This is a genomic window from Sporacetigenium mesophilum DSM 16796, from assembly GCF_059569055.1.
The window spans coordinates 71,181-93,102 of the sequence record NZ_JCANUR010000011.1 but is presented as its reverse complement, the minus strand read 5'-3'; the positions used below and the strand labels follow the sequence as shown (position 1 = coordinate 93,102).

The window sequence follows — 21,922 nt, the reverse complement described above, 5'->3', positions numbered from 1 at the left end:
CTCATACCGAAATTCTTTGATTAAGAAATGATGCCATTTCTTAATATTATCTCGTATTAGCATACCTTTCGGTATGTTATCCGTGTGTATGAGGCAGATTACCCACGCGTTACTCACCCGTCCGCCGCTAGGACCGAAGTCCTCGCTCGACTTGCATGTGTTAGGCACGCCGCCAGCGTTCATCCTGAGCCAGGATCAAACTCTCATGATAAACTTGGCATTACTTTATAAATAAATGGTGTGTTAATTGACCTACTGTTTAATTTTCAAAGTTCAATTGTTTTTTCTCTTATTCATAAAAAATAAGAACAAATATAACTATATCACCGCTAAAACCTTTTGTCAACTTATTTTCCGATCTTTTTCGTGCATTTTCGAGAATATGTGATATTTATGCATTGACATTTTTAAACCATCTGTTATAATATGATTCATGCAAAATAATTGAATATAAAACTAAGATAGAGGCGCATTACCAAATAGTACTATTGTGGAGTTAAGCACGATGAAACATTAGGAAAGGTGTTAATGCCGAAATATATAAACGATGCTTTAAGTTTATATATTGGGGTTGTATATAATATGTACTGCCCTGTCACAAGGAAACTTGTGGAGAGCTATCTTCAGATTATTGCATTAGATCTTTTATATCTAAACTAAAGCATAGTCTAGGAGTAATAGCATATCCATGTCTTATACTTCTAGACTTTTTTTGTTACTCTATTTTAAGTTATCTATTCTTTTATTCAAATAATAATTCTAGAGAATTGGAGGAAATTTTCATGACAAACACTAAGAAAAAAATGGGATTAGTAATGGCAACTGCACTTGTTGTTGGAAACATGGTAGGTTCTGGTATATTTATGTTGCCTGCATCATTGGCATCACAAGCTTCAATTTCAGCGACACTTATGGCCTGGGTTATAACAGGTCTTGGGTCTATACTTTTAGCTCTTTCATTTGGAAAGCTAAGTTCTAGATTCCCAAAAACTGGTGGTCCCTATGAATATACAAAGCTTGCATTTGGTGAATTTACTGGGTTTTTAAACGCATGGCTTTATTATAATGGGTCTTGGATAGGAAATGCTGCAATAATATTAACATTAACTAGTTATGCTTCACTTGTATTCCCGGTACTTTCTGATAATCCATTAGTTTCATTTATATTTGGTTCAGCTATACTATGGATACTTACGTTCCTTAATGTACTTGGCTCAAGAGAGGCTGGTAAGTGGCAAACTGCTTCCACTGTTTTTAAAGTAGTATTATTTGCTGGATTTATTATAGTTGCTTTAGTTAATTTTGACGCTTCTAACTTAACTTCATCTTCTACTTTAGGCCATGCAGGATTTGGTGGTCTTCCACTTGCTATAGCAACTACATTATGGGCATTTGTCGGACTTGAATCATCAACAGTTTCTGCAGGAGAAATAGAAAACCCTCAAAGAAACGTTAGATTAAGTACTATCTATGGAATAATAATTACTATAGCTATATATTTATTGGTTTCAATTGCTGCTATGGGTGCTATGCCTCAAGATAAATTAGCTTCAAGTTCAGCTCCTATATCAGATATATTAGGTTTAATACTTGGAAGTAAAGCTGGTATAATAGTTTCTATATCTATAGTTGTTGCTACACTTGGTAGTATTATAGGATGGATATTGACTACTGCAAACATAGCTTATGCTGCTGCTATTGATGGTGTTTTCCCAAAAATATTCGCTAAAACACATCCAAAATATAATACACCTTATATGGCATTAATAATATCTAGTATATTAACTAACTTATTATTATTAATGAATTTCCAAGGAGGATTAGTTTCAGCATTTAACTTTGCAATGTTATTAGCCACATTATCATATCTTCCAATATATGCAATGACTGCAGTAGCGGATATAATGTTAACAGGCAAAAATGTTAAAAATGTTACTACTTTTATAATAACAAGTATCATACCTCTTTTAGGCTTCGTATACGCTTGTTATACTATATATGGAACTGGTGCCGAAACAGTTTTATGGGGCTTTATGTTAATGTTAATAGGTATGCCGTTTTATGTATATAATAAACTTAAAAATCAAAATTTAAGAACTCCTATAAACGAAAAAGAAGCTGCTTAACAGCTTCTTTTTTTAATTGTAAGGATATAATTTAGCAACGAATATACTCTTCACGGTCGTTGGCGACATGGGCGTAGCGAATTTTTTACTTTATTATTACCTTTGTTTGATCTGAAATATTGTTATATATCCACTCTGCATTTTCTGTATCTAACCTTATACAACCATGACTTAACTCCATTCCTAGTCTTGGGTCTATTATATAATTTCCCTTAGACTCAAATAATATTGAGTGATAATAGTATCCCCCTTTTATTCTAGTTGCATGTTTGACTCTATAATCATTTGTTCCAAAATAAGGCTTCCTTCCATTAATAAAGAATGTTCCTTTTATAGTAGGAGTGGAAGATTTACCTACAGTACAACTCCATTTATATAGTAATTTCCAAGATCCATCTTCTTGTACAAATACATAGGTATATTTATTTTTAGTTGATGTTGTTAATAAATAATTTGTCGGGCTATTAATTTTATTATCATTAACAAATTCAACCATATTAACATTAAATTTATCGTAGTTTATCGATATTGAATTATCTGTTGGTTTTTTTATTTCTTTTTCAGGTATTTTTCCATCATCAGATAAATAATAATTATTTACATATCCTACATACTCTTCATATTTGACTTTGCTCCAGTCGCTGTCTTTTGATAGTATTTCTATCTTTGTTCCTTTAGGAATCTCTGTTTCTATCTTGTAGTCTAACGATGGTCCTGTTCTTAAATTTAGTTCAATCCAGTTTATTTTGTAAACTTTTTTAATGTTTACATCTTTATCTGAATCTTTATTTTTTTCCTTATTATCATTGTTATTTGGACTTGTAGGTTTATTATTGTTAACTGGACTTGTAACTTTAGATCCTTCTGTAAGTTGCATATTTATCAAATAACATGAAGTAAAAAATAATAATACACATATTATCATTATAAATATTTTTATTTTTTTATTATTCACTATATGCCATCCTCCTTTTGTATTAATATATAATATGGATGACTATATAGATGTGGTGATAAAGCTACTACAAAAGCAAAAATAAAGAAGGCATTATGCCTTCTTTGATGTAAAAAGAAAAATTTTATATACTTTGAACATATTAGACAATAAAGTATTAATTCCTTCAATAATATTAAATTTTTGAAAATTCACTAGTGTATTATTATTTTACTTCCTCTAGGAACATTATCGTATATCCATTTTGCATTTTCCGTAGCTAATCTTATGCAGCCATGACTTAATTCTTGTCCTAATCTTCCATCTATAACATATTTTCCTGAAACATCATATAATATTGAGTGATATAGGTAGTTCCCCTTTATTTGCGTTGCCCATTTAGCTTGATATCCTTTATTCATACCAAACTTAGGTATCTTGTTGTCAACTGCATATTCTCCCGTTATTGTAGGAGTTGAAGGTTTACCTATTGTACTTATCCATTTATGAAGAAGTTCCCAACTACCAGTTTGGGTATTTTTTTTAAATACATAAGTATATTTACTTTTTAAAGATGTTGTTAATGCATAATTTGTTTTGCTTTGAACTTTATTTTCATTCATAAAATCTATCATATTTATATTAAATTTAGAATAATCCACATGAATCCCCCTTATTTTCATATAGTAACATCTGTTTTATAATATGAAATATATGTATTTAAAGTGTATAAAAAATTCGCTACGCTCATGTCTTAAGCATCACTAAAAAACAGGGACCTTGCTCAAGTTTAGAAGTTGGAAATTTAAAAAAGAGGCTTTCGCCTCTTTTTTACAGATATTATTTTTAATTTATATTAAATAAATCTTTACGTAACTGTTTTTTTGATTTACTCCATCTAGTTTTAGCTTTATCAATAACATCCTTGTATTCTTGGTGTAGTTCTTTATACTCTCTTATAGATTTATTTTGAACGTCAATAGGAACTAGATACATAGGTAACTCCTCAATATCACTTGGATTTATATTCATAACAGTTGTTCCTCTTTGTAAGCTTTTTATCAAAACAATACCTATAGGACTTTCAAATATCATTTTAGCATAATCTCCTAAAATATATTTTTTGAACCTAACAACTATTATATTTGCAGAAGCTATTACTATTTTATCATCTTTTTTTTCATATACAGCAAACTTGTTTACAGTTCCCCTGCAAGTTAAAACTAAATCTCCATCTTCAAGTTCGTATTTTTTTATTTTTCTTTCTTCCTCATTTATAGTCTCCATATTGTCAAATATTATTTCTCCATCTTCTATGTCCGATATATTAAGAACATATACATTTCCATGTTCTGTATTATTTTTCATTATGGATTTGCCTCTAAAAACTTCTGCAATTTCTTTTATTCTGATTCTCTCAAATTTATTGTCTAATTCAAGAAATGTTTTTATACTTTCCTCAATATATAAATCTATTCTCCAATATGGAAATTTATTAAATACTTTTGTAGGTACTTCTTTTTCTTTAATTAAAACTACTTCATTATTTGTTATTCCTAATTTTCCTACTTGTAGGTATTCTTTTTTTATATTAGATATTGATAAAATATAAGTTTTTATACTTGCATAAGGTTTATATGTTTCTTCTGGAAGCGTGTATATAGAATCTACATTATAACTATTTATTATATATTTTCTTATATCTAAATACTCATCTCCTGCAAAAGTAAACTTAGCTGGTATAATTATTTTCATATGACCATTATCATTTATATATTCTAATAATTTTTTAATAGCAACCACTTCAGGTCCCTTACAACTTTCATATTTACTAATATTAAATAGTGGAGAAGAAAGTATTAAGTCATACTTTTCTTTTATATCTAGATTTTCATATGAAGGCGAATAAATTACTTCTATATTTTCAAAGTTTTCTAGATAAAGCTTAAAAAATTCACACGCTAAATTATTTTCAGATAATAAGGTTATTTTTTTATGGATATTTTTCTCAACAAAGTATTTTATCCCTTCTATATTTATCCTGTCTACATCAGTTATTAATATACTTTTTATATTTTCATTACTTGTACTTTCATATGCATATTTAGTTAATGCTCTTGGAAGTATAGGTTTTACTTTTTTCAAATTGGAATAGTTTTGTTCAATAAATTCAACTAAAGTTATATTTTTTCCTATATTAAATAGTAAGTAAAACAAGTCATCATCCCCTGGGAAGTAACCTAATTTACTATTAGTAACTTCTTTCATTATATTAAATAAACTTATTTTACCATCTATTTTAATATTATTATCTTTTATATACTTACTGGTTAATTTTATTCTTATAAATTCCCTTGTATACTCTTCTTCGTATGAAAGTTGTCTTGCTTTTAATATATCTATAAAATTGCTGTACTCATTCATATTATCACCTCTTTATTAATACAAAAAGGTGCATATAATCAAAAATTTTATATACACCTGTGTTATCTATTTTTAATCAAATAAGTTTTCATAAATTTTTTGTTTACTATTAATCCACCTATTTTTTGCTTGATCTATTGATTGTTTATATAAAAGGTATTCATTATTGTATTCTTCTGCTACTTGTTCTTGTATTTTAAGAGAAGGCACTGGCACAATAAATTCTTCTAAGTCACTAGGGTTTATATTCATTACGTTAGTACCTCTTTGAAAACTCTTTAATAATATTTTGCCCAATGAACTTTCTAACAATATTTTAACACACTCGCTTAATATTTGTTTCCTAAATCTCATAACTATTATATTGGCAGAAGCTATTACTATTCTGTCGTCAATTTTTCTATATATAGCAACTTTATTAACCGTTCCTCTACAAGTTAAAACTAAATCCCCATCTTTAAGTTCGTATCTCTTTATTTTTCTTTCTTCCTCATCAATAGTATCCATATTGTTGAAGATTATTTCTCCATCTTCTATATTAGATATATTTAAAACATATATCTTTCCTAAAGATATATCTTTTTTCATTATAGACTTACCTCTAAAAACATCTGCTACTTCTTTTAGTTTAACTTTAGGTAAATCTAATTTTCTTAATTTAGCTAGTTCTTCATTTTCCTCAAGTATTATATCTATTTGCCAAGAATTATAACTTAAAAATTCTTCATATGGCATAGATTTTTCATTGTGAACTTGAAGATTGCCATTATCTGACCTTAATTCTCCAATATGTGTGTTTAATAATGATTTATTTGAAATACAAGTTAAATATGTTTTTATACTTGAATTAGGTTTAAATGTTTCATCAGGTAAAGAGTGTATAGACTCAATTTTGTAATTGTCCATTATATAATTTCTTAATTTTTCATATTCGTCTCCTGCAAATGTAAACTTAGCCGGAAGTATTATACATAGAGTTCCACTATCACTTATATAATTCAATAAATTTTGAGTAGCTATGCCGTCAGCTTCTCTAGCAATAAACGTTCTTATTTTTTCATTTTTATCAAATTTTCGCCCAAATGTAGGAACTGCAAATATAAAATCATATTTGTCCTTTAGTTTCATATCTTCGTAAATAGATGCATAAATTATATTTACATTTTCATAGTCTTCAAGTTCTAACTTTAAAACCTGATATGCCAAAAAGTGTTGTGAAGTCAGTGTAAACATTTTATCTTTATTTTCACTAATAAGACTTTCTATATGCTCAAGCGATTTATAAGCGTCTGTTATAAGTATATTTTTAAAGTTTTTATCATTTATAATATTTGAAATATAATTTATTAATGAGTGTGGTGTTAATAATATCTTGTTTCTATTATTTTTATATACATAATTAATAAATTCTATAACGTCTATGTCCTGTCCTATTTTAAACAAGTTATAAAATAAATTCTTATCACCTTTAAAGTATCCTAATTCTGGTTCAATGTACTTTTTCATTATATTAAAAGTTTCTTCAATATCGTATTCACCATTAACACTCGTATTATTTTTATGTATATACTTATAAGTCTTCTTTACACCTAACATAGATTTCATCATCTCATCTGAATCTATAACACCTATATCGTTTAATACTTCACAAAAACTAATTATTTTGTCCTTCATCCTAAGCATCGTCCCCCGGTCATGTAGTTTTATATATCTTTGTATATTATTATATTATAAGGTTAAAGTATCTTGCATTCAATATTATTTTTGTAAAATTTCAAAAATACTAAATACGTCATCAGTCATATATATATAGTGTCTAACGTAAAATTAAATATGTTCTAATTATGATCATTTTAAGGAGGTACTTATGAGTAAGATAATCCCTATTGTCTATGCCGCACTAGCAGGGATATGCACAGCACTAGAAGCATTTACAAACGGAGAATTAGGTCGCCATACTACACCTACTTTAGCAACCTTTTTTACCTTAGCTACAGGGGCTTTATTTTTTTTATTTGCTGCAATTTTTAGTGGAAATATGAAATCATTGGGAAAGCTTGTACATATAAACCCTATATTTCTTTTTAGTGGGATATTTGGAGCATTGATTATATATTTTACTATAAAGGCTATTCCAAGCCTAGGAGTATCAAACACCTTAATTTTGACAATAGTATTTCAAATGACCCTTGGCCTTATTGTAGATGTATTTGTATTAAAAGAACAAGCTTTGCATTTGTATAAAATTATCGGTGTGTTGTTATTATTTATAGGAACTTTTTTTGTAATAAATTAGAAGTTAACCCTTGGCCATATATTTTCATAATATATATAAACAATAACTAAGGGGGCACAATTAATGAATATATTCCATATAAAAACTAAACCAAATGGAATTGAAATGGTACAAGATTTTATTGAAAAATCGTTTATATGTATAGGATATTCAAATATTGGAGATTTAACTAATAAAGATAAACAAGAAATACAATACAACTTAGAAAGTAATTACGGATATATAGATAGTCAGCTACGATACCATACCCGTATTGTAAACTTATTTGTAAATACCATAAAAAAAGGTGACGTAGTTCTAATAGTTGAAGATGATTGGGCTCATATAGGAATACTTGGTGGTTATGAATATATATACGAAACCGAGGTAATTGGAACATGTCATATGAGACCTGTTTATTGGGTGAAAAAAATAGAAAAAGATAAACTAAATAACTATGTACAGGACTTATTAAAAAGCAGAAACCCTATAACTAAGTTCTCTCATCCATTTGATACCTCCGAGCTTGGTCCATTAATAGGATCACCTGCTTTAATAGAAGAAAGAGAGTATCTAAAAAATGAAGCATTAAAAGTAGTAAAAAATGCACTTAAATCTGATAGTGAAAAAATTCGCCTTCAAGCAGCACTTGCTATATTAAATTTCTGTAAGTAATAACAAATAGTAAATAAATTGTTGATATGTTATAATTTATAAAAACACTAATGAGAAAGGTCGTATATTATGGATGAAAAATTATTAGAACTATTAGAAAAAATACATTCTGAGCTAGAAAGTGTAAATACAAATCTTAATGAAGTAAAGTCCGAACTTAGAAATATAAAATTTGAAGTCAAAGCTTTAGATCAAAGTAATGTAAAGGAGTTTGTAAATGGTATAGATAACTTAGTTTTAAGTACTAATGTTATAGCTACTAAGGTGTTTTCTACTGACAGCGAAGTTATTCGTCTAAAACAAGAGTTAAATAAAAGAGACTAATTAATATTAATTAGTCTCTTTTATTTAACTCTTCTATTAAATTTATCTCCTTTAATGTAAGTCCTGTTACTTCAGATATAAATGTCTTACTAAAATTCTTTTCTAAAAGTTCTTTTGCCATTTCTACCTTAGTGTTTAAAGTTTTATCTTTTACTGGTATTTTATGTTGTATTGTATCTTCTATTTCACCAGTATTATCATTACATTGAACCTTTTCTATTTCATTATTAAGGTATAGTACATATATAATAATAACAGAAGGTATTATAAAATAAAAATGAGTTCCCATAAAACCGACTATAATAGTAGCAATACATACTATCTTATTTATATTAGACATTTTTTCTTTATTTACTATACCTAATATAATAAGTGTTATACATAAAGGTATCAAAGTATAGCTTGCTAATGTTCCTGTTATACCTATATATTGAAAATTATCAATTATTTTTTGTATTCCTACTAACATAAACCCCGATGCATAACCAAAGCAAATAGCCAAAAGACAAAATGATCCCCCTAATATCTGTAAATAATTCCTAAAAAAATTCTTATCCATTATACTCCCCCCTTATATAATAGATATTTTAAATTTAAATATTAATAACTATATTTAATATAATATTCATAAAAAAATATTTAAATTCTTTAAAAACAAAAGTAGTTGCTAAACTTTAGCAACTACTTTTATATATTATATATAGCTTTAGACAATATATTAGCTTTTTCTATATCTCCTTTTTTGTATTGAATCTCTATTAGAGTTTCAGTTAGGCTATTTGCTGTTTTGTAATCGTTACAATCTAGAGCTTTGTATATTTTTGATAATATTATATATTCATGTGATAATTTATTAGAGTAATCGTTGTTTATTTGTGAACTTACTTTACACATATGAATCGCTCCTTTGTAATCGTTTTCATATATATATTATAATATTTATATCGATGTTTATCCATATGTTTTTTAAATTTTCTGTAAACTAAATTTTGTCAAAAATATAAGAGATTAAAATACTACCTCCTTATATTATGAATAGTTTAAATTTATTTGTATTTTTTATCAAATATACTTTGATATATGGTTTGGTCAACCTTGTAAGAACTATTTTCTAAATTTTCTTCTTGTTGTTCTTGTTTTTTTTGTATATACTCTTCATATAGCAAATACCTTATATCTTCATCTTTTTTAGATATAATATTTTCCATGGCACAACTCCTTTACATCGTTTATTTGTTATATTATTGTCAATGCCCATGTTGTTTATACTTTATTATATATTTCTATAAAATAATAGTTAAACCCTTGATATAATTATCGCAATTACAGAAAATAAATGACAAATACTAACAAATACATTAATTATGATATATTTGGAAATAATAAAATTAAATCCACTGAAAGAATGGGAGCATTTAACATGTTACATAATATTAAATTTATATTTGAATGTTTATTTTTTTTAACATCACTAATTTGGATTGGCAACGCAATGATATTTAAATCAGATACAACTGTAGCTACAACATCACTTTTGTTTTTAATAGCAATAACACTGGTTGTACTTCCTGACAATCCAAATAGTGCAGCTATGCAATTTATTCATATATCTTTATGTATACTTTCTTTGTTTATACTATTTCCTTCTTTATATAATGTAAAAAAAAATGGAGTCTAAAGGCTCCATTTTTATCTATTAATCTTATTACCGCAATTAGGACAATATTTATATTTATTATCTACAATATTGTTACATTCACTACACACGGTATTTTCATTTACGTAAACTTCATGAGCATTTTTTATATCCCAGTAACTTAAATTGTAGCCTTCTTTTTCTATCTTTTCTCCTTTTTCATTTGATATTTCATATACGGAATCACAATCATTACATTTAATGTAATATTTTATTTTCCACTTAAATAATGGTATGAAAAAGAAATGAAATCTATTATAGGTTTTCAACAAACTTAATGAGTGTTTATTGCAATGATTGCAATTAGTCTCTAGTATATCTCTTATTTTCTCTACTTTATTATCTACCCCAAATATTCCTATGAAAAACATATACACACCTACTTTGGGCAATTTTTTCTTGTGATATATTTTGTCTTTACTATTTTATTATAGTGTAATCAAAATCTCTTTCTCTGAATTCAACTAATGCTTTAATTTGCTCTTTTGTATATTTTTTATCTTTATTACATACAATTAACTTTTCATCGTTGCTCGTTGTTCTTTTTATTATTGCAATTACCCTTCCCTTGTGATTTTCAATAGGATTAAATTCTCCTAATATATATGCATCTAATTTTTCATTATTTCCAGCCATAGTGTTCTTAATATACCCATAGTTTATAGGATAAATGTATCCATATTCAGGATCTATTGAACCTAGGGGTTGAGCTATCTTAACATCAACCAATTTATTTAAATAATCTATATTTATGCATACATCCTTTTCGTATGTACTAAGTTGATAATGCTCTGGGCTATAAAAAATACATACTACTCCTAAGGCTCCTAGTGCAGGAGAAAACCACACTATATCCATAAGAATAATAGCTGAAGAAATTAATAATAAACCAAATACTCTTATATATTTACTATTCATGATCTCACTCCCTCGGTTAATGCTATCAACTTAATATATATTATGAGAGTGATAAGTCTTTAATTCTATGTATACAAAAATAAAGCCATTAAGATATTCTTAACGGCTTTGAGCTAAATATTATTCTAACCCTTTATTTAATTTAGCTAATAATTCATCTAAGTTTATACCATGTATAGCTGCAGCTTGTTCTAGTGTTTCCATTTGAGATGATGGGCATCCTAGGCATCCCATACCAAATGACATTAATATAGGTGCAGCACCTGGATTTATTCTTAAAACTTCCCCTATTACACTATCTTTAGTTATTTTCATAATAACTACCTCCTAAATTAAATTTGATTTTTTAGATACATCTTCTCTAAATATGTCTATTCCAATTCTATCTATGAAATCACCAAGTTTTTCTCCCATTTCTGCGTTTTCCTTATAATATTCTAATATAGATTGAACCAAATCAAATGCTTGATTTTCATCTAGATTTTGAGCTATTATATCTGATGTTCTTTGATAAAAACCTGCAGATCCTCCTGCAGTAACTATAAGTTTTCCATTAAAGTCTGCTACAACGCCAATATCTTTTGAGTAAACACTGGTACAAGCATTTCTACAACCTGCAACACCTATTTTTGTTCTATTAGGAACTTCCTTGCCATGAAAGTTTTTACTTATTTTCATTCCAATTCCTATAGTATTATGTCTAGCTCTTTTACAAAATCCAGCAGGGCACATTTCAACATTTTTTACTGAAAATTGATTTTTAACTGCTGGTTCCATACCTAATTCTTCCCAAATACTTGGTAAATCTTCTTCTTTTAGATTTGTTATCATTATTCTTTGGCCTGATGTTAGTTTTATAATCCCTTTATACTTTTCAGATACTTCCGCTATTTTTTTAAGAGTTTGAGGATTTGTGAAGCCTCCTGGTATATGGGGAGTTATAGAGTAAGTTCTTTTTCCATTTCTTATCTGTTGTAAGTTACCATAAAGAGCCATGGGACTTCACTTCCTTTCTACGCCTTTGTTATAGTATGAACTGCTTGTTCGCCTTCTCTTTTTATATTATAAGTATATTTAGGTGATAAGTTTTCAATAAAAGACTTAACCCATGCATCTCTAAGATCATACATATACTCTAAATTACCTTGACCTAATTCATAGTTTGGTCTGTGTATACATGACCCTTGTACATATACTAGATGATTATCATCTTTCTCTGTCACTGTATTTACTCTATCACATGGCATACCTTCTAATATATAGTTGTTTAATGTTGCATAAACATCTTCTGCACTTTCAAGTCCAGATTCATTATTTGCACACTCAGCTGCTTGTTTTTCAGATTCTTTTATAGTTATTTCTTTACTTTGTTGACCATACTTTTCATGTAACTTGCCAAATACATAAGCGCTTCTTGATTCTTCTGCTTGTATTCTTCCTTGAAGCCATCCATGTATATTAGTTAAATCTATCATATCTTCTAATGGTTTTTCTTCAAGAAAATCTCCATATTTATTTATACCCTCATTTACTATGTTATTAACATCTTCTCCGAAAATTTCTAAATGAGATTTTATTACGTTTTGCTCTAATTCCTCGTATAATCTTATTTTATTAAATAACCAACTGTGTATAGGTGCTAAAAACAAACTCATATTTGCTTCCTCCTCTTTCTTATTATGATTATATTATACATAGCTTTTTACTTATAGTATGTAACATTGGTTACAAATAAATGTAAAAATTTACATTAAAGAAGATTAAATCATAATGAATTTTTATATCTATTTAACTTTTACAGTAAGTGTTATTAAAACAGGACTATTTATTTCCTTAATTTTAATATGAATTTTAGTATTTCCTTTACTTATACCCATAATAGTCATATCATTAACATTTACTATATTTATATTTTCTGCATTTGCTTCAAATTTATTTATATTTATTTCATTTGTAACTTCCCAAGGTTTGCTATATTCTGGTACATCTTTGTATATATATTTTATTAAGTCAATATTATCTCCTTTATTAACAACTATAATATCTTCTTTAGATTTTATAGTATATTGATTAGGTTTGCCTTTAATAAAGTTAAGATCTTTTTCTACATTTACTTTATTACTTTCTAATTTATCTATTACCTCGCCATTTACAATATAATTATTTTTTAAATCTATATGTTTTAATTTTTTTAAACTCAATATAGACTGTGGTATGCTAGTTAAGTTATTTTTCCACAATACAATAGATTCGATATTTTTTAAAATGTCTATACCTTCTATACTATATATATCTTCATAGGATGCATAAAGCTCACCATTTATATTTTCTAAGATATTCAATGTTATATGTTGGTTTTCTAAATGATTTTTTATTACTTTTCTTAAATTTTTATCTGGAATTACTTCTTCTAATACTCTACTAGGTATTTGTTTTTGTTTTAAATTGACAATTTGGTCTATAACATAACTTAAATCGCTTGTAGATTTAGTAATTTCTGATTTGGATGATTTATCAGTTAAATTTTTGGCTTCTTCTATCTTATTTATAAGTTTATCAGATGTCATTCTTTGAAGTATTGGATTAGCTAAGTAACCTTCAACTTCTTTTATTAAACTTTGCAATTGTAAATATTCATTATTACTAATACTATACATACTAAATTGATTTTCTACTAACTTATAAGGTAGTTGTGCGTATAAATATGTAATATTACTACATATAACTGCACTAAATAATAACCCTACTGTTATCTTTCGTATTAACTTCATTATTACCCCTCCTACACTAAAAACAAAACAAAAAATAATTAAACAAAAACATTAGTAATACTTTCTATTAAATAAAGTATTTTACCTTCAATTATTACTGCAAAGCATTCGTCAAATAAAAAAGAATATAGACATATCTATATTCTTTTTTTATTTATTATTATTAAATTTTGTACAATTATTCCATTTAAAACATTTTTCGATATACTTATTATTCCTTATCTTCCTTTTTTTCCCTCACATCTATATATCTTCATACCTTGTAACATAAATTTTTCTTCATATTCTGTAGTTATATTTCCTTCAAATTCGCTATTTGCTAAATCTAGAGTTATATTTCTTAAGTTTAAATTTGACTCTGCAAATTCATTTAAACTAAATTCAAATAACTTTTCATTATCAGTTTTGAAATTTATTTGTCCATTTTCATCTAATATTATTTTATACTTATCTATAAAACCTCTATGAGTAAGTCTTCTTTTATCCCATCTTTTCTTTGGCCATGGGTCGCAGAAGTTTATATATATACTAGATATTTCATTTTCATCAAAATACTCTAATATTTTATTTACATCTCCCCATACAAACTTAATGTTATTTAATTCATTTTCACATGCCTTTTCTACAGCTTTTAGTAAAACTTCTTCTTTCATTTCTATTCCTATATAATTAATATTTGGATTTAATTTTGCCAAAGTGGTAACAAATTTCCCTCTACCAGTTCCTAATTCTAAATGTATGGGATTATTATTTTCAAATATATCATTCCATTTTCCTTTTAATTCAGTTGCTTCATCTTTTATAATATAATTTATATAACTTAATAACTTTTCGTCTGCTCCCTTTTTCTTTCTTCTTCTCATTGTCTACTCCTTAATATATAATTCTTTTATACCACCAATATATATTACCATAGTTTTTTAAAAAAGTTTATTCAATTTAAAAAGCTCTGGTAAAAACCAGAGCTTTTTATTATTAACATCCTCCTGAACAGCCTCCACAACCACCAGATGAATCATCCATATTTTCTGGGGCTACTCTAAATCCATATCCAGTATCTTGTATTACTATATCTCCATATTGATTATGTTCATTTTTGTCCATTACAAATTTAAGACCTTCAACTTCAAAATCTAAATCACTTTCTTTTTGCTCGTCCAGAGCAAGACCAAATGATGGGCCGCCTCAACCAACACCTGCGAAATGTACTCTTATATTATTTGGTTTATCTGCATTGTCTTTTAAAATATCTTTTAAAGTACTTATAGCACTTTTATCTAATGTTACTTTCATAATATTCATCCTTTCTTGTTTAAGATTTATTTAATTATTATTCTGCCCTCAATGTATCTTCTTCTTTCATTACAAAAGTTTCTATAAATAAAAAACTCTGGTAAAAAACCAGAGCCTTCTATATGTATTAATTGCATCCGCCTGAACAACCACTACAACCACTTTCAGAAGTATCCATATTCTCTGGAGCTACTCTAAATCCATATCCAGTATCTTGTATTACTATATCTCCATATTGATCATATTCATTTTTATCCATTATAAACTTAAGACCTTCAACTTCATAAACTAAATCAGCTTCTTTTTGATCATCTAAAGCAAGACCAAATGATGGGCCACCACAACCAACACCAGCGAAATGTACTCTTATATTATTTGACTTATCTACATGTTCTTTTAAAATTTCTTTTAAAGCGTCTATAGCACTTTGATCTACTGTTATTTTCATAATATACATCCCCTTTTTATAAATTTTTGCCTGTTTATTATTATACCCTCAGTATATTGATATAATCAACTATTTTTTACCATAAATTGTAAAGCTTTGCTATTTTAATATTCTTTGTATAATAGAATGGATTGATTGGGGAGCCCACTGGCACGTTATAATAGGGTATGATACAACTGACCATGTACAAGATGGATACTATATTTTTTCTGCACATAGATTTTTCTACATGTGGTTTGATACAGATATTTTACCTAAACAACAATCTTTACAACCATGGGTAATAGCAAAGCCAAAGACGATGATTTAAAAAACATATAAATAGTAACAAAATCTGACTTAATTAATATTATAAAATCATAGGACATTCTTTTATCTTCTGGAGGTGATTTCTTGAATCCTATAGTAGAAGTAAAAAATATTTATATGAATTTTTATACTATGGAAGGAGAACTTGAGGTTTTAAGAGACATTAGTTTTACTTTAAATGAAGGTGAAATATTAACATTGGTAGGGCCCTCTGGTTGCGGTAAATCTACAATATTAAATATTTTAACCAACCTTTTAAAACCTACAAAAGGTGATGTTGCTGTAAACGGTAAAATAGGCTACATGTTTCAAAGAGACCATTTACTTGAATGGAGAACTATTATAGACAATATAAAAATAGGTCTTGAAATTCAAAAAAAACTTACAAAAGAATCATTAGAGCGAATAGAAGAACTTTTGAAAATGTACGATCTTTGGGAGTTTAGAAATAGATACCCTAAAGAACTTTCAGGTGGTATGAGACAGAGAGTTGCTCTTATTAGAACATTGGCAGTTGATCCTGATATATTACTTTTAGATGAGCCATTTTCAGCTCTTGATTATCAAACAAGACTTTTGGTTAGTGATGATATTTATAAAATAATAAAGAACGAGAATAAAACTACAATTATGGTTACTCATGATATATCAGAAGGTATATTCCCTAAATGGCAACAATAAAAAGCCCTCCTAAGAGGACTTGATTTATAGTTTTTTAATCTTGATCTTTTCTATAGTTGTAATCTCTTTTATTAAAGAAATTTAACCATGATGATGTTCTATATAAGTCCCAGTTTACAGGTGGAACATATCCTTCCTTCATTGTTTTTTCTTTCCCAGCAGCTTTAAACTTATCGTACATATTTACATAGATGCACTTTTTCTCTCCTGGATAAACTTCACACCATCCATCACGGCTGCCACCACATGCACCATTTCTCTGATGCTTTGCACATTGAGACATAGGACATTGGAAACTCAATTCATGCATAACACAGTCTCCACAGAATCGACATTCATTTGTTATAGTCTTTGTTAAGTACTCAAATTTAGTAAATGGTTTTTCTAAAGCTGAATTATCAATTTTTTGAGCCGCTGATTTTACTAGAGGATAAAATACAGCCCCTTCGCTAAATACCATTTTATGAACCATTCCAAACATATTATCCATAACTGTAGTCTTGCCAGTCTTGGTTTTACTTGTATCTACAGGTTGATTCGTATTTAATCCAGTTGCTTCATCTTTTTCAAAGTAATAAAATCCATTTTCCTGAGGATAGTTGAACTCTGATACTAACTCTAACCAGTTAGAACTTAATTCTTCTCCCTTTTCAATTATAAACTTCACATCTTCATAACCAATTCCATGGCCAGCTATTGTAACTCCATTATATTTTAATCCTTTTAACACAGCATATAACTTTGCAGATCTTAAAAGTTGTTGTTCTTTTGCATTTCCTATACTTTTTTCAACTTCTAGAGTATCTACCAACCAATCAGTAACTACACAACCAGGAATTAAATTTTTATTCATCATCTTTGCTACTGGCAATGATAATACAAATATATTCCCCACCAAAGGTACATTTAAATTGTTAATATCCATGAATCTTCTTACTTCATCAAACTTTCTGGCATCATATCCTAATTGAGTTATGATAAACTGTGCTCCATTTTCTACTTTTTTATGAAGCTTATAATATTGTGCCATTACTTCTGATTCCTGTGATTTAAAAGGTGATACTACACCTCCAACAAAGAAATCAGTATTTTTAAGTTTCTTAGACCCTTTACGAACTGGTACACTAAGTCCGTCATTCATTTTATCAATAAATCTAAGAGTTTGAACTGCATCAAGGTCAAATACAGGTTGCGGTCTACCAGCAAAACCTTCTGTAGTATAATCTCCTGTCATAACCAATAAATTAGAAAGACCTAATCTAGAAAGAGCATGTAACTCACTTTCTATGTCATTTCTGTTTTTATCTTTGCAAGTAAAATGTATAAGAGTTTCAATCCCTAACTCTTTTGCCTCAAGAGCTAAAGGGTAAGGCAGTATTGCAGGTTTTCCACTTGGGTTGTCCGTTAGAGTAATTGAATGAATTCTTGGGTCATTGGCAGCTAATTCAGCAAATTTTGCTACACTATCTTGAGCTTCTTCATGTGAACCTCTACCAGGTACTAATTCCCAAGTCACTGACATTATATTTGGATCTTGTAATGCTTCTTTAAACGATAATTTCCCCATTGAAATAATTTTCCCCCTTTTTCAAGCTTTTTTATAATCGAGTATATGTCGTATAAATTTTATTATTTATTGCTCATACTATAAGCAATAACAATTTATTGAATTTTTTATTTAATTAAGTATATTAAGTTGTCTACTTTATTATGTATATTTTAATGTTTATTCTTGGAAGATAATGTTTTGTCAATGTCAATTGATAGATAATTAACAACCTAAAAGTAATATGTTATACATAAGTCTTTATGCTTTTTATAAAAAAAATTTTAAAAGACCCCCTGAATTTAGAAATTTGATAACGTATTAATTACATAAATATACAAATTATTACATTTTTTACTAAATATGTTAACTACAACTAGGAGGAATAAACTTGTCAAGAGTTGCAAGAAAGAGAAGAGAAAATAAAAGAAGAAAGAAAGCCCTAATCAAAAATGGAATCATTTTTACAATAGCCTCAGGCGCTGTGTTAGCTGGAGTTAATTCAGTAACAGCATTAACTTATGAAGATAATAAATTTATAGAAACTTTCAAAGTTGAAGATATGCCTGTTTCTAATAAAACTAATAACTTAATTAAGCTTTCAGAGGTAAAAGATTCAAATATAAGTGAGAAAACTATAGATGACGTAGTATATAAAGTTAAAATTAGTGATAGATTAACTGAAAATAGACATATTGATACCAATAAAGAATTAAAAGTTGTTGAAGTAGATAATATATTAGAAAAACTAAGAATAAGTGGTTATATTAACTTTAATGGCGAAGGCGATTTCGTATCTCCGGTAGATGTTTTTAGTGGTTCTAAAGTATATATATGCGATAGAATAAATCCATCTAAGATAGTTACAAAGGAAAATGAACAACTATTATTTAGTCCATTAAATATTTCCGGAACTGAAGTTATGATAGTTGATAATAACTTATATAAACTAGATATAGACGATTATTTTACTATTCACTATGAACTGATTGAAGATGAAGCTACTATAAATTTATTTAAAAATCAAATAAATAGAGCTAATTCTTCAGTAAGTATAGTAGATGAATATAATGAACTTCAAAGAGTTCAATCTAATCTTAATGAGCTTGAGTTAACAGGCATAGACCTAGAAAAATACGATATTGAAGCTTTAGGTATGGAATTAGATTTTGACCCCGTATTATTGCCGGAAACATATAACGAGAAGCTTGGTATAGTTACAGCTACATATTCAGGTCAAATGTGGTATGGAGATGAAGTTTTTATTGTAACTGATAACAATAACGAAGTTAAAGATATATATAAAGTAGATAGTTTAAATAATTCTAAACTAGAAAAAATTAAGGGTTCTGCTAGTATAGCAAATATCTTAAACAAATATAAAGAAAAAAATCTATATTAATATAATAAAAGACCTATAAACTGATAAATTTTCAGTCTATAGGTCTTTTTGTTTTTATTTTAAATTGCCTATATTTCTTTAATTAAACCTTTTCTATATGCTAAAAGTAATAATTTTAAATCATCTATTTGATTTTGGATATCAATTCCTATATCAGTATCTCTTACACGTCTTCTTTTTTGCTGATGCTCTACAACTACGGTAGTAGAAAAAATATCACTTTCCTCTACTATGGCTTCGTCAGCAGATGCAAAAGGTTGATGAGATACTAACTGAAGACTAAATGAATTATATATAAGGGTATACCCTGCTATTCCAGTTTGCTTTTGATAGGCCCTTGAAAATCCACCATCTATTACTAATAGTTTTCCATTAGCTTTTATTGGGCTTTCACCTTTTTTACTTTCTACCGGCACATGACCATTTATTATATGTGATTCACTTGGATTAAGGTCAAATTCCTTAAATATCATATCACACATTTTTTCGTCATCTCTCAATTTAAAGTATGGATTTTTGTTTTCTTTATGAGTTTCTTTTTCTTCTATAAAATATCTTTCGAAAGTAGTCATGTCATCTTTACCAAACAACGGCGATGCTGACCCTGTCCATAAATACCACATAATATCCATTCCATAAGTTTTTTGTGGTGTATTTTCCTTATAAAAATAACCTTCTCTAGCTAAAGTATCAAATTTTTCTAGTAGAGTTTTGCCGCTATATTTTTTTCCGTGAATTTCCATACTCATAAAAGATCCATCTTCATTTAATGGAATACACCCATGGAATAATAAATTTGAATTAAATTTCAAGTGTATGCTTCCTTTTGAGAATAAAAACGCAACGTGTTTTTGTAACTTCTCACTATTTATAAATGATGATGCCAATTTTTCTATTAAAATACTTTCCTCTTCACTTAATTTACACGGATTGTTAGGGTCTATAGTTGGGAATTTTGTATCTTTTAACTTATATTCTTTTCCTTTAAGTGATATAGTTCCCTCATCATAGTTAATATTGCTTAATAAAATTCGATGATTCATATTAAATTCAGGTCTTCTTTTTATTGTTTCACTTTCAAGCTTAAATTGTATTATAGATATAGCTTTATGCATCTTAGCAATTAATGATATTTCTGTATTACTAACATCTTGATTTGATATTTTTGGCATAAAAGCTTCACAAGGGTCATCTTTATATACTTTTAATGCAAATGTAGCAAGAGGTAGTAAATTTATTCCATATATATCTTCTACTATATCTAAGTTTGCATATCTAGCAGATATCCTTAAGGCATTAGCCAAACATATTTTCTCTCCTGCTGCAGCCCCCATCCAAAGTATATCATGATTTCCCCATTGTATATCAACAGAGTGATAATCCATAAGCGTATCCATAATTATATCTGGTCTTGGTCCTCTATCATATATATCACCTAATATGTGCAATCTGTCCACTACTAGCCTTTGAATAAGTTTTGATAAAGCTATTATAAATTCTTTTGATCTATTGATTTCTATTATAGTACTTATTATTCTTTCATAGTATTCATGCTTATGTTCTCTACTAAAATCTTCATGCATTAGTTCTTCTATTATATATCCAAAGTCATTAGGGAGTAACTTTCTAACTTTTGACCTTGTGTATTTAGAAGATGAATGTCTACAAAGTTCTATAAGTCTATACAAATTAATTCTATACCACTCATTAATATTTTCTTCTTCTTTTAGTACGATCTCTAGTTTTTGCTCTGGATAATATACAAGAGTAGCTAAACTCTTTTTTTCACTATCTCTAAGTGAGTTCTCAAAAACTTCTTCTATTTTTCTTTTAACAACACCTGAACCATTTCTAAGGACATGTACAAAAGGTTCATGCTCTCCATGTATATCTGTTAAAAAATGTTCTGTACCTTTTGGCAAGTTCTGTATTGCTTCTAAATTTATAATCTCCGTTGCCGCTTTGGCTATAGTTGGATATTGTTTAGATAATAGTTTTAAATATTTTAGTTGTCCTGTAAGTTCATCATTGGATACATCTATATTGTTTTTCATAATAACCCCCTAAGTGTTCATTAAAATATATATAAATTTAATATTA

General features: G+C 27.8%; 25 protein-coding genes, 1 rRNA gene and 1 riboswitch. Of the genes, 7 read left to right on the top strand and 19 right to left on the bottom strand.

Annotated elements, in window-relative coordinates; genetic code table 11:
* Positions 1-211: ribosomal RNA gene (locus BS62_RS10150) — 16S ribosomal RNA — on the bottom strand; the annotation flags it as partial.
* 243 nt (positions 212-454) lie between these two features.
* Positions 455-628, top strand: a riboswitch (Lysine riboswitch).
* Between the two features lie 154 nt (positions 629-782).
* Here BS62_RS10150 and BS62_RS10145 point away from each other — a divergent pair.
* Positions 783-2,126: an amino acid permease gene (locus BS62_RS10145; RefSeq protein ID WP_496491157.1), complete on the top strand. Its 1,344-nt coding sequence runs from the start codon at positions 783-785 to the stop codon at positions 2,124-2,126.
* 85 nt (positions 2,127-2,211) lie between these two features.
* Here the strand turns inward: BS62_RS10145 and BS62_RS10140 are convergent, their stop codons facing one another.
* The 4 genes from BS62_RS10140 to BS62_RS10125 form a co-directional block, all read right to left on the bottom strand.
* Positions 2,212-3,081 carry a L,D-transpeptidase family protein gene (locus BS62_RS10140; RefSeq protein WP_496491156.1) on the bottom strand — a complete coding sequence of 290 codons (870 nt, stop codon included), beginning with the start codon at positions 3,079-3,081 and terminating at the stop codon, positions 2,212-2,214.
* A gap of 194 nt (positions 3,082-3,275) precedes the next feature.
* Positions 3,276-3,722 (bottom strand): L,D-transpeptidase, encoded by a 447-nt coding sequence (locus BS62_RS10135; RefSeq protein ID WP_496491155.1) that lies wholly within the window; start codon positions 3,720-3,722, stop codon positions 3,276-3,278.
* A gap of 184 nt (positions 3,723-3,906) precedes the next feature.
* Positions 3,907-5,484 (bottom strand): N-6 DNA methylase, encoded by a 1,578-nt coding sequence (locus BS62_RS10130; RefSeq protein WP_496491154.1) that lies wholly within the window; start codon positions 5,482-5,484, stop codon positions 3,907-3,909.
* Positions 5,485-5,556: 72 nt separating this feature from the next.
* A complete protein-coding gene (locus BS62_RS10125) occupies positions 5,557-7,158 on the bottom strand; it encodes a restriction endonuclease subunit S (protein WP_496491153.1) in 1,602 nt (533 codons plus the stop codon).
* A 193-nt stretch (positions 7,159-7,351) separates the two neighbouring features.
* Here BS62_RS10125 and BS62_RS10120 point away from each other — a divergent pair, with 193 nt between their 5' ends.
* The 3 genes from BS62_RS10120 (at position 7,352) to BS62_RS10110 (ending at position 8,758) form a co-directional block, all read left to right on the top strand.
* Positions 7,352-7,780, top strand: coding sequence for a DMT family transporter (locus BS62_RS10120; protein WP_496491152.1), 429 nt, complete (start codon positions 7,352-7,354; stop codon positions 7,778-7,780).
* Between the two features lie 63 nt (positions 7,781-7,843).
* Positions 7,844-8,434, top strand: coding sequence for a DUF8426 domain-containing protein (locus BS62_RS10115; RefSeq protein ID WP_496491151.1), 591 nt, complete (start codon positions 7,844-7,846; stop codon positions 8,432-8,434).
* Between the two features lie 69 nt (positions 8,435-8,503).
* Positions 8,504-8,758 carry a hypothetical protein gene (locus tag BS62_RS10110; RefSeq protein ID WP_496491150.1) on the top strand — a complete coding sequence of 85 codons (255 nt, stop codon included), beginning with the start codon at positions 8,504-8,506 and terminating at the stop codon, positions 8,756-8,758.
* Positions 8,759-8,768: 10 nt separating this feature from the next.
* Here BS62_RS10110 and BS62_RS10105 read toward each other — a convergent pair whose 3' ends face one another.
* The 3 genes from BS62_RS10105 to BS62_RS10095 all read right to left on the bottom strand — a co-directional run bounded on the left by BS62_RS10105 (position 8,769) and on the right by BS62_RS10095 (position 9,966).
* Positions 8,769-9,317 (bottom strand): hypothetical protein, encoded by a 549-nt coding sequence (locus tag BS62_RS10105; RefSeq protein WP_496491149.1) that lies wholly within the window; start codon positions 9,315-9,317, stop codon positions 8,769-8,771.
* Between the two features lie 128 nt (positions 9,318-9,445).
* Positions 9,446-9,652, bottom strand: coding sequence for a hypothetical protein (locus BS62_RS10100; protein ID WP_496491148.1), 207 nt, complete (start codon positions 9,650-9,652; stop codon positions 9,446-9,448).
* Positions 9,653-9,804: 152 nt separating this feature from the next.
* A complete protein-coding gene (locus tag BS62_RS10095) occupies positions 9,805-9,966 on the bottom strand; it encodes a hypothetical protein (RefSeq protein ID WP_496491147.1) in 162 nt (53 codons plus the stop codon).
* Between the two features lie 212 nt (positions 9,967-10,178).
* On the opposite strand from BS62_RS10095, the gene BS62_RS10090 reads away from it, so the two are divergent.
* The gene (locus BS62_RS10090) at positions 10,179-10,436 is read left to right on the top strand and encodes a hypothetical protein (protein ID WP_496491146.1); all 258 of its coding nucleotides are present in this window, start codon (positions 10,179-10,181) and stop codon (positions 10,434-10,436) included.
* An 11-nt stretch (positions 10,437-10,447) separates the two neighbouring features.
* Here BS62_RS10090 and BS62_RS10085 read toward each other — a convergent pair whose 3' ends face one another.
* The 9 genes from BS62_RS10085 to BS62_RS10045 form a co-directional block, all read right to left on the bottom strand.
* Positions 10,448-10,825: a zinc ribbon domain-containing protein gene (locus tag BS62_RS10085; RefSeq protein ID WP_496491145.1), complete on the bottom strand. Its 378-nt coding sequence runs from the start codon at positions 10,823-10,825 to the stop codon at positions 10,448-10,450.
* Between the two features lie 49 nt (positions 10,826-10,874).
* Positions 10,875-11,372 carry an inorganic diphosphatase gene (locus BS62_RS10080; protein ID WP_496491144.1) on the bottom strand — a complete coding sequence of 166 codons (498 nt, stop codon included), beginning with the start codon at positions 11,370-11,372 and terminating at the stop codon, positions 10,875-10,877.
* Between the two features lie 120 nt (positions 11,373-11,492).
* Complete coding sequence (locus tag BS62_RS10075) at positions 11,493-11,687, bottom strand: DUF1858 domain-containing protein (RefSeq protein ID WP_496491143.1); 195 nt, start codon at positions 11,685-11,687, stop codon at positions 11,493-11,495.
* Between the two features lie 12 nt (positions 11,688-11,699).
* Positions 11,700-12,368 (bottom strand): ferredoxin-like domain-containing protein, encoded by a 669-nt coding sequence (locus BS62_RS10070; RefSeq protein ID WP_496491142.1) that lies wholly within the window; start codon positions 12,366-12,368, stop codon positions 11,700-11,702.
* 17 nt (positions 12,369-12,385) lie between these two features.
* Positions 12,386-13,027, bottom strand: coding sequence for a hypothetical protein (locus tag BS62_RS10065; protein ID WP_496491141.1), 642 nt, complete (start codon positions 13,025-13,027; stop codon positions 12,386-12,388).
* 129 nt (positions 13,028-13,156) lie between these two features.
* A complete protein-coding gene (locus tag BS62_RS10060) occupies positions 13,157-14,143 on the bottom strand; it encodes a hypothetical protein (protein WP_496491140.1) in 987 nt (328 codons plus the stop codon).
* Positions 14,144-14,361: 218 nt separating this feature from the next.
* Complete coding sequence (gene trmB / locus BS62_RS10055) at positions 14,362-15,006, bottom strand: tRNA (guanosine(46)-N7)-methyltransferase TrmB (RefSeq protein WP_496491139.1); 645 nt, start codon at positions 15,004-15,006, stop codon at positions 14,362-14,364.
* Positions 15,007-15,118: 112 nt separating this feature from the next.
* Positions 15,119-15,247 (bottom strand): hypothetical protein, encoded by a 129-nt coding sequence (locus BS62_RS10050; protein WP_496491138.1) that lies wholly within the window; start codon positions 15,245-15,247, stop codon positions 15,119-15,121.
* Between the two features lie 316 nt (positions 15,248-15,563).
* A complete protein-coding gene (locus BS62_RS10045) occupies positions 15,564-15,884 on the bottom strand; it encodes an iron-sulfur cluster biosynthesis family protein (protein WP_496491137.1) in 321 nt (106 codons plus the stop codon).
* A 393-nt stretch (positions 15,885-16,277) separates the two neighbouring features.
* Between BS62_RS10045 and BS62_RS10040 the strand changes: the two genes are divergently transcribed.
* Positions 16,278-16,874, top strand: a complete 597-nt coding sequence (locus BS62_RS10040) for an ABC transporter ATP-binding protein (protein WP_496491136.1) — start codon at positions 16,278-16,280, stop codon at positions 16,872-16,874.
* A 34-nt stretch (positions 16,875-16,908) separates the two neighbouring features.
* On the opposite strand, the gene BS62_RS10035 is transcribed toward BS62_RS10040, so the two are convergent.
* Entirely contained in the window at positions 16,909-18,441 is a 1,533-nt protein-coding gene (locus tag BS62_RS10035) for a methylenetetrahydrofolate reductase C-terminal domain-containing protein (protein WP_496491135.1), read from the bottom strand.
* Between the two features lie 370 nt (positions 18,442-18,811).
* On the opposite strand from BS62_RS10035, the gene BS62_RS10030 reads away from it, so the two are divergent.
* Complete coding sequence (locus BS62_RS10030) at positions 18,812-19,822, top strand: hypothetical protein (RefSeq protein WP_496491134.1); 1,011 nt, start codon at positions 18,812-18,814, stop codon at positions 19,820-19,822.
* A 68-nt stretch (positions 19,823-19,890) separates the two neighbouring features.
* On the opposite strand, the gene BS62_RS10025 is transcribed toward BS62_RS10030, so the two are convergent.
* A complete protein-coding gene (locus BS62_RS10025) occupies positions 19,891-21,876 on the bottom strand; it encodes a fructose-1,6-bisphosphatase (protein ID WP_496491133.1) in 1,986 nt (661 codons plus the stop codon).
* Positions 21,877-21,922 lie beyond the last annotated feature (46 nt).

Excerpts from the sequence above, each read along its gene's own strand:
- BS62_RS10145 (WP_496491157.1), top strand. The coding sequence starts at position 783 with ATGACAAACACTAAGAAAAAAATGGGATTAGTAATGGCAACTGCACTT.
- BS62_RS10130 (WP_496491154.1), bottom strand. The coding sequence starts at position 5,484 with ATGAATGAGTACAGCAATTTTATAGATATATTAAAAGCAAGACAACTT.
- BS62_RS10125 (WP_496491153.1), bottom strand. The coding sequence starts at position 7,158 with ATGAAGGACAAAATAATTAGTTTTTGTGAAGTATTAAACGATATAGGT.
- BS62_RS10120 (WP_496491152.1), top strand. The coding sequence starts at position 7,352 with ATGAGTAAGATAATCCCTATTGTCTATGCCGCACTAGCAGGGATATGC.
- BS62_RS10115 (WP_496491151.1), top strand. The coding sequence starts at position 7,844 with ATGAATATATTCCATATAAAAACTAAACCAAATGGAATTGAAATGGTA.
- BS62_RS10110 (WP_496491150.1), top strand. The coding sequence starts at position 8,504 with ATGGATGAAAAATTATTAGAACTATTAGAAAAAATACATTCTGAGCTA.
- BS62_RS10105 (WP_496491149.1), bottom strand. The coding sequence starts at position 9,317 with ATGGATAAGAATTTTTTTAGGAATTATTTACAGATATTAGGGGGATCA.
- BS62_RS10100 (WP_496491148.1), bottom strand. The coding sequence starts at position 9,652 with ATGTGTAAAGTAAGTTCACAAATAAACAACGATTACTCTAATAAATTA.
- BS62_RS10095 (WP_496491147.1), bottom strand. The coding sequence starts at position 9,966 with ATGGAAAATATTATATCTAAAAAAGATGAAGATATAAGGTATTTGCTA.
- BS62_RS10090 (WP_496491146.1), top strand. The coding sequence starts at position 10,179 with ATGTTACATAATATTAAATTTATATTTGAATGTTTATTTTTTTTAACA.
- BS62_RS10085 (WP_496491145.1), bottom strand. The coding sequence starts at position 10,825 with ATGTTTTTCATAGGAATATTTGGGGTAGATAATAAAGTAGAGAAAATA.
- BS62_RS10080 (WP_496491144.1), bottom strand. The coding sequence starts at position 11,372 with ATGAATAGTAAATATATAAGAGTATTTGGTTTATTATTAATTTCTTCA.
- BS62_RS10075 (WP_496491143.1), bottom strand. The coding sequence starts at position 11,687 with ATGAAAATAACTAAAGATAGTGTAATAGGGGAAGTTTTAAGAATAAAT.
- BS62_RS10070 (WP_496491142.1), bottom strand. The coding sequence starts at position 12,368 with ATGGCTCTTTATGGTAACTTACAACAGATAAGAAATGGAAAAAGAACT.
- BS62_RS10065 (WP_496491141.1), bottom strand. The coding sequence starts at position 13,027 with ATGAGTTTGTTTTTAGCACCTATACACAGTTGGTTATTTAATAAAATA.
- BS62_RS10060 (WP_496491140.1), bottom strand. The coding sequence starts at position 14,143 with ATGAAGTTAATACGAAAGATAACAGTAGGGTTATTATTTAGTGCAGTT.
- trmB (WP_496491139.1), bottom strand. The coding sequence starts at position 15,006 with ATGAGAAGAAGAAAGAAAAAGGGAGCAGACGAAAAGTTATTAAGTTAT.
- BS62_RS10050 (WP_496491138.1), bottom strand. The coding sequence starts at position 15,247 with ATGGACAAAAATGAACATAATCAATATGGAGATATAGTAATACAAGAT.
- BS62_RS10045 (WP_496491137.1), bottom strand. The coding sequence starts at position 15,884 with ATGAAAATAACAGTAGATCAAAGTGCTATAGACGCTTTAAAAGAAATT.
- BS62_RS10035 (WP_496491135.1), bottom strand. The coding sequence starts at position 18,441 with ATGGGGAAATTATCGTTTAAAGAAGCATTACAAGATCCAAATATAATG.
- BS62_RS10025 (WP_496491133.1), bottom strand. The coding sequence starts at position 21,876 with ATGAAAAACAATATAGATGTATCCAATGATGAACTTACAGGACAACTA.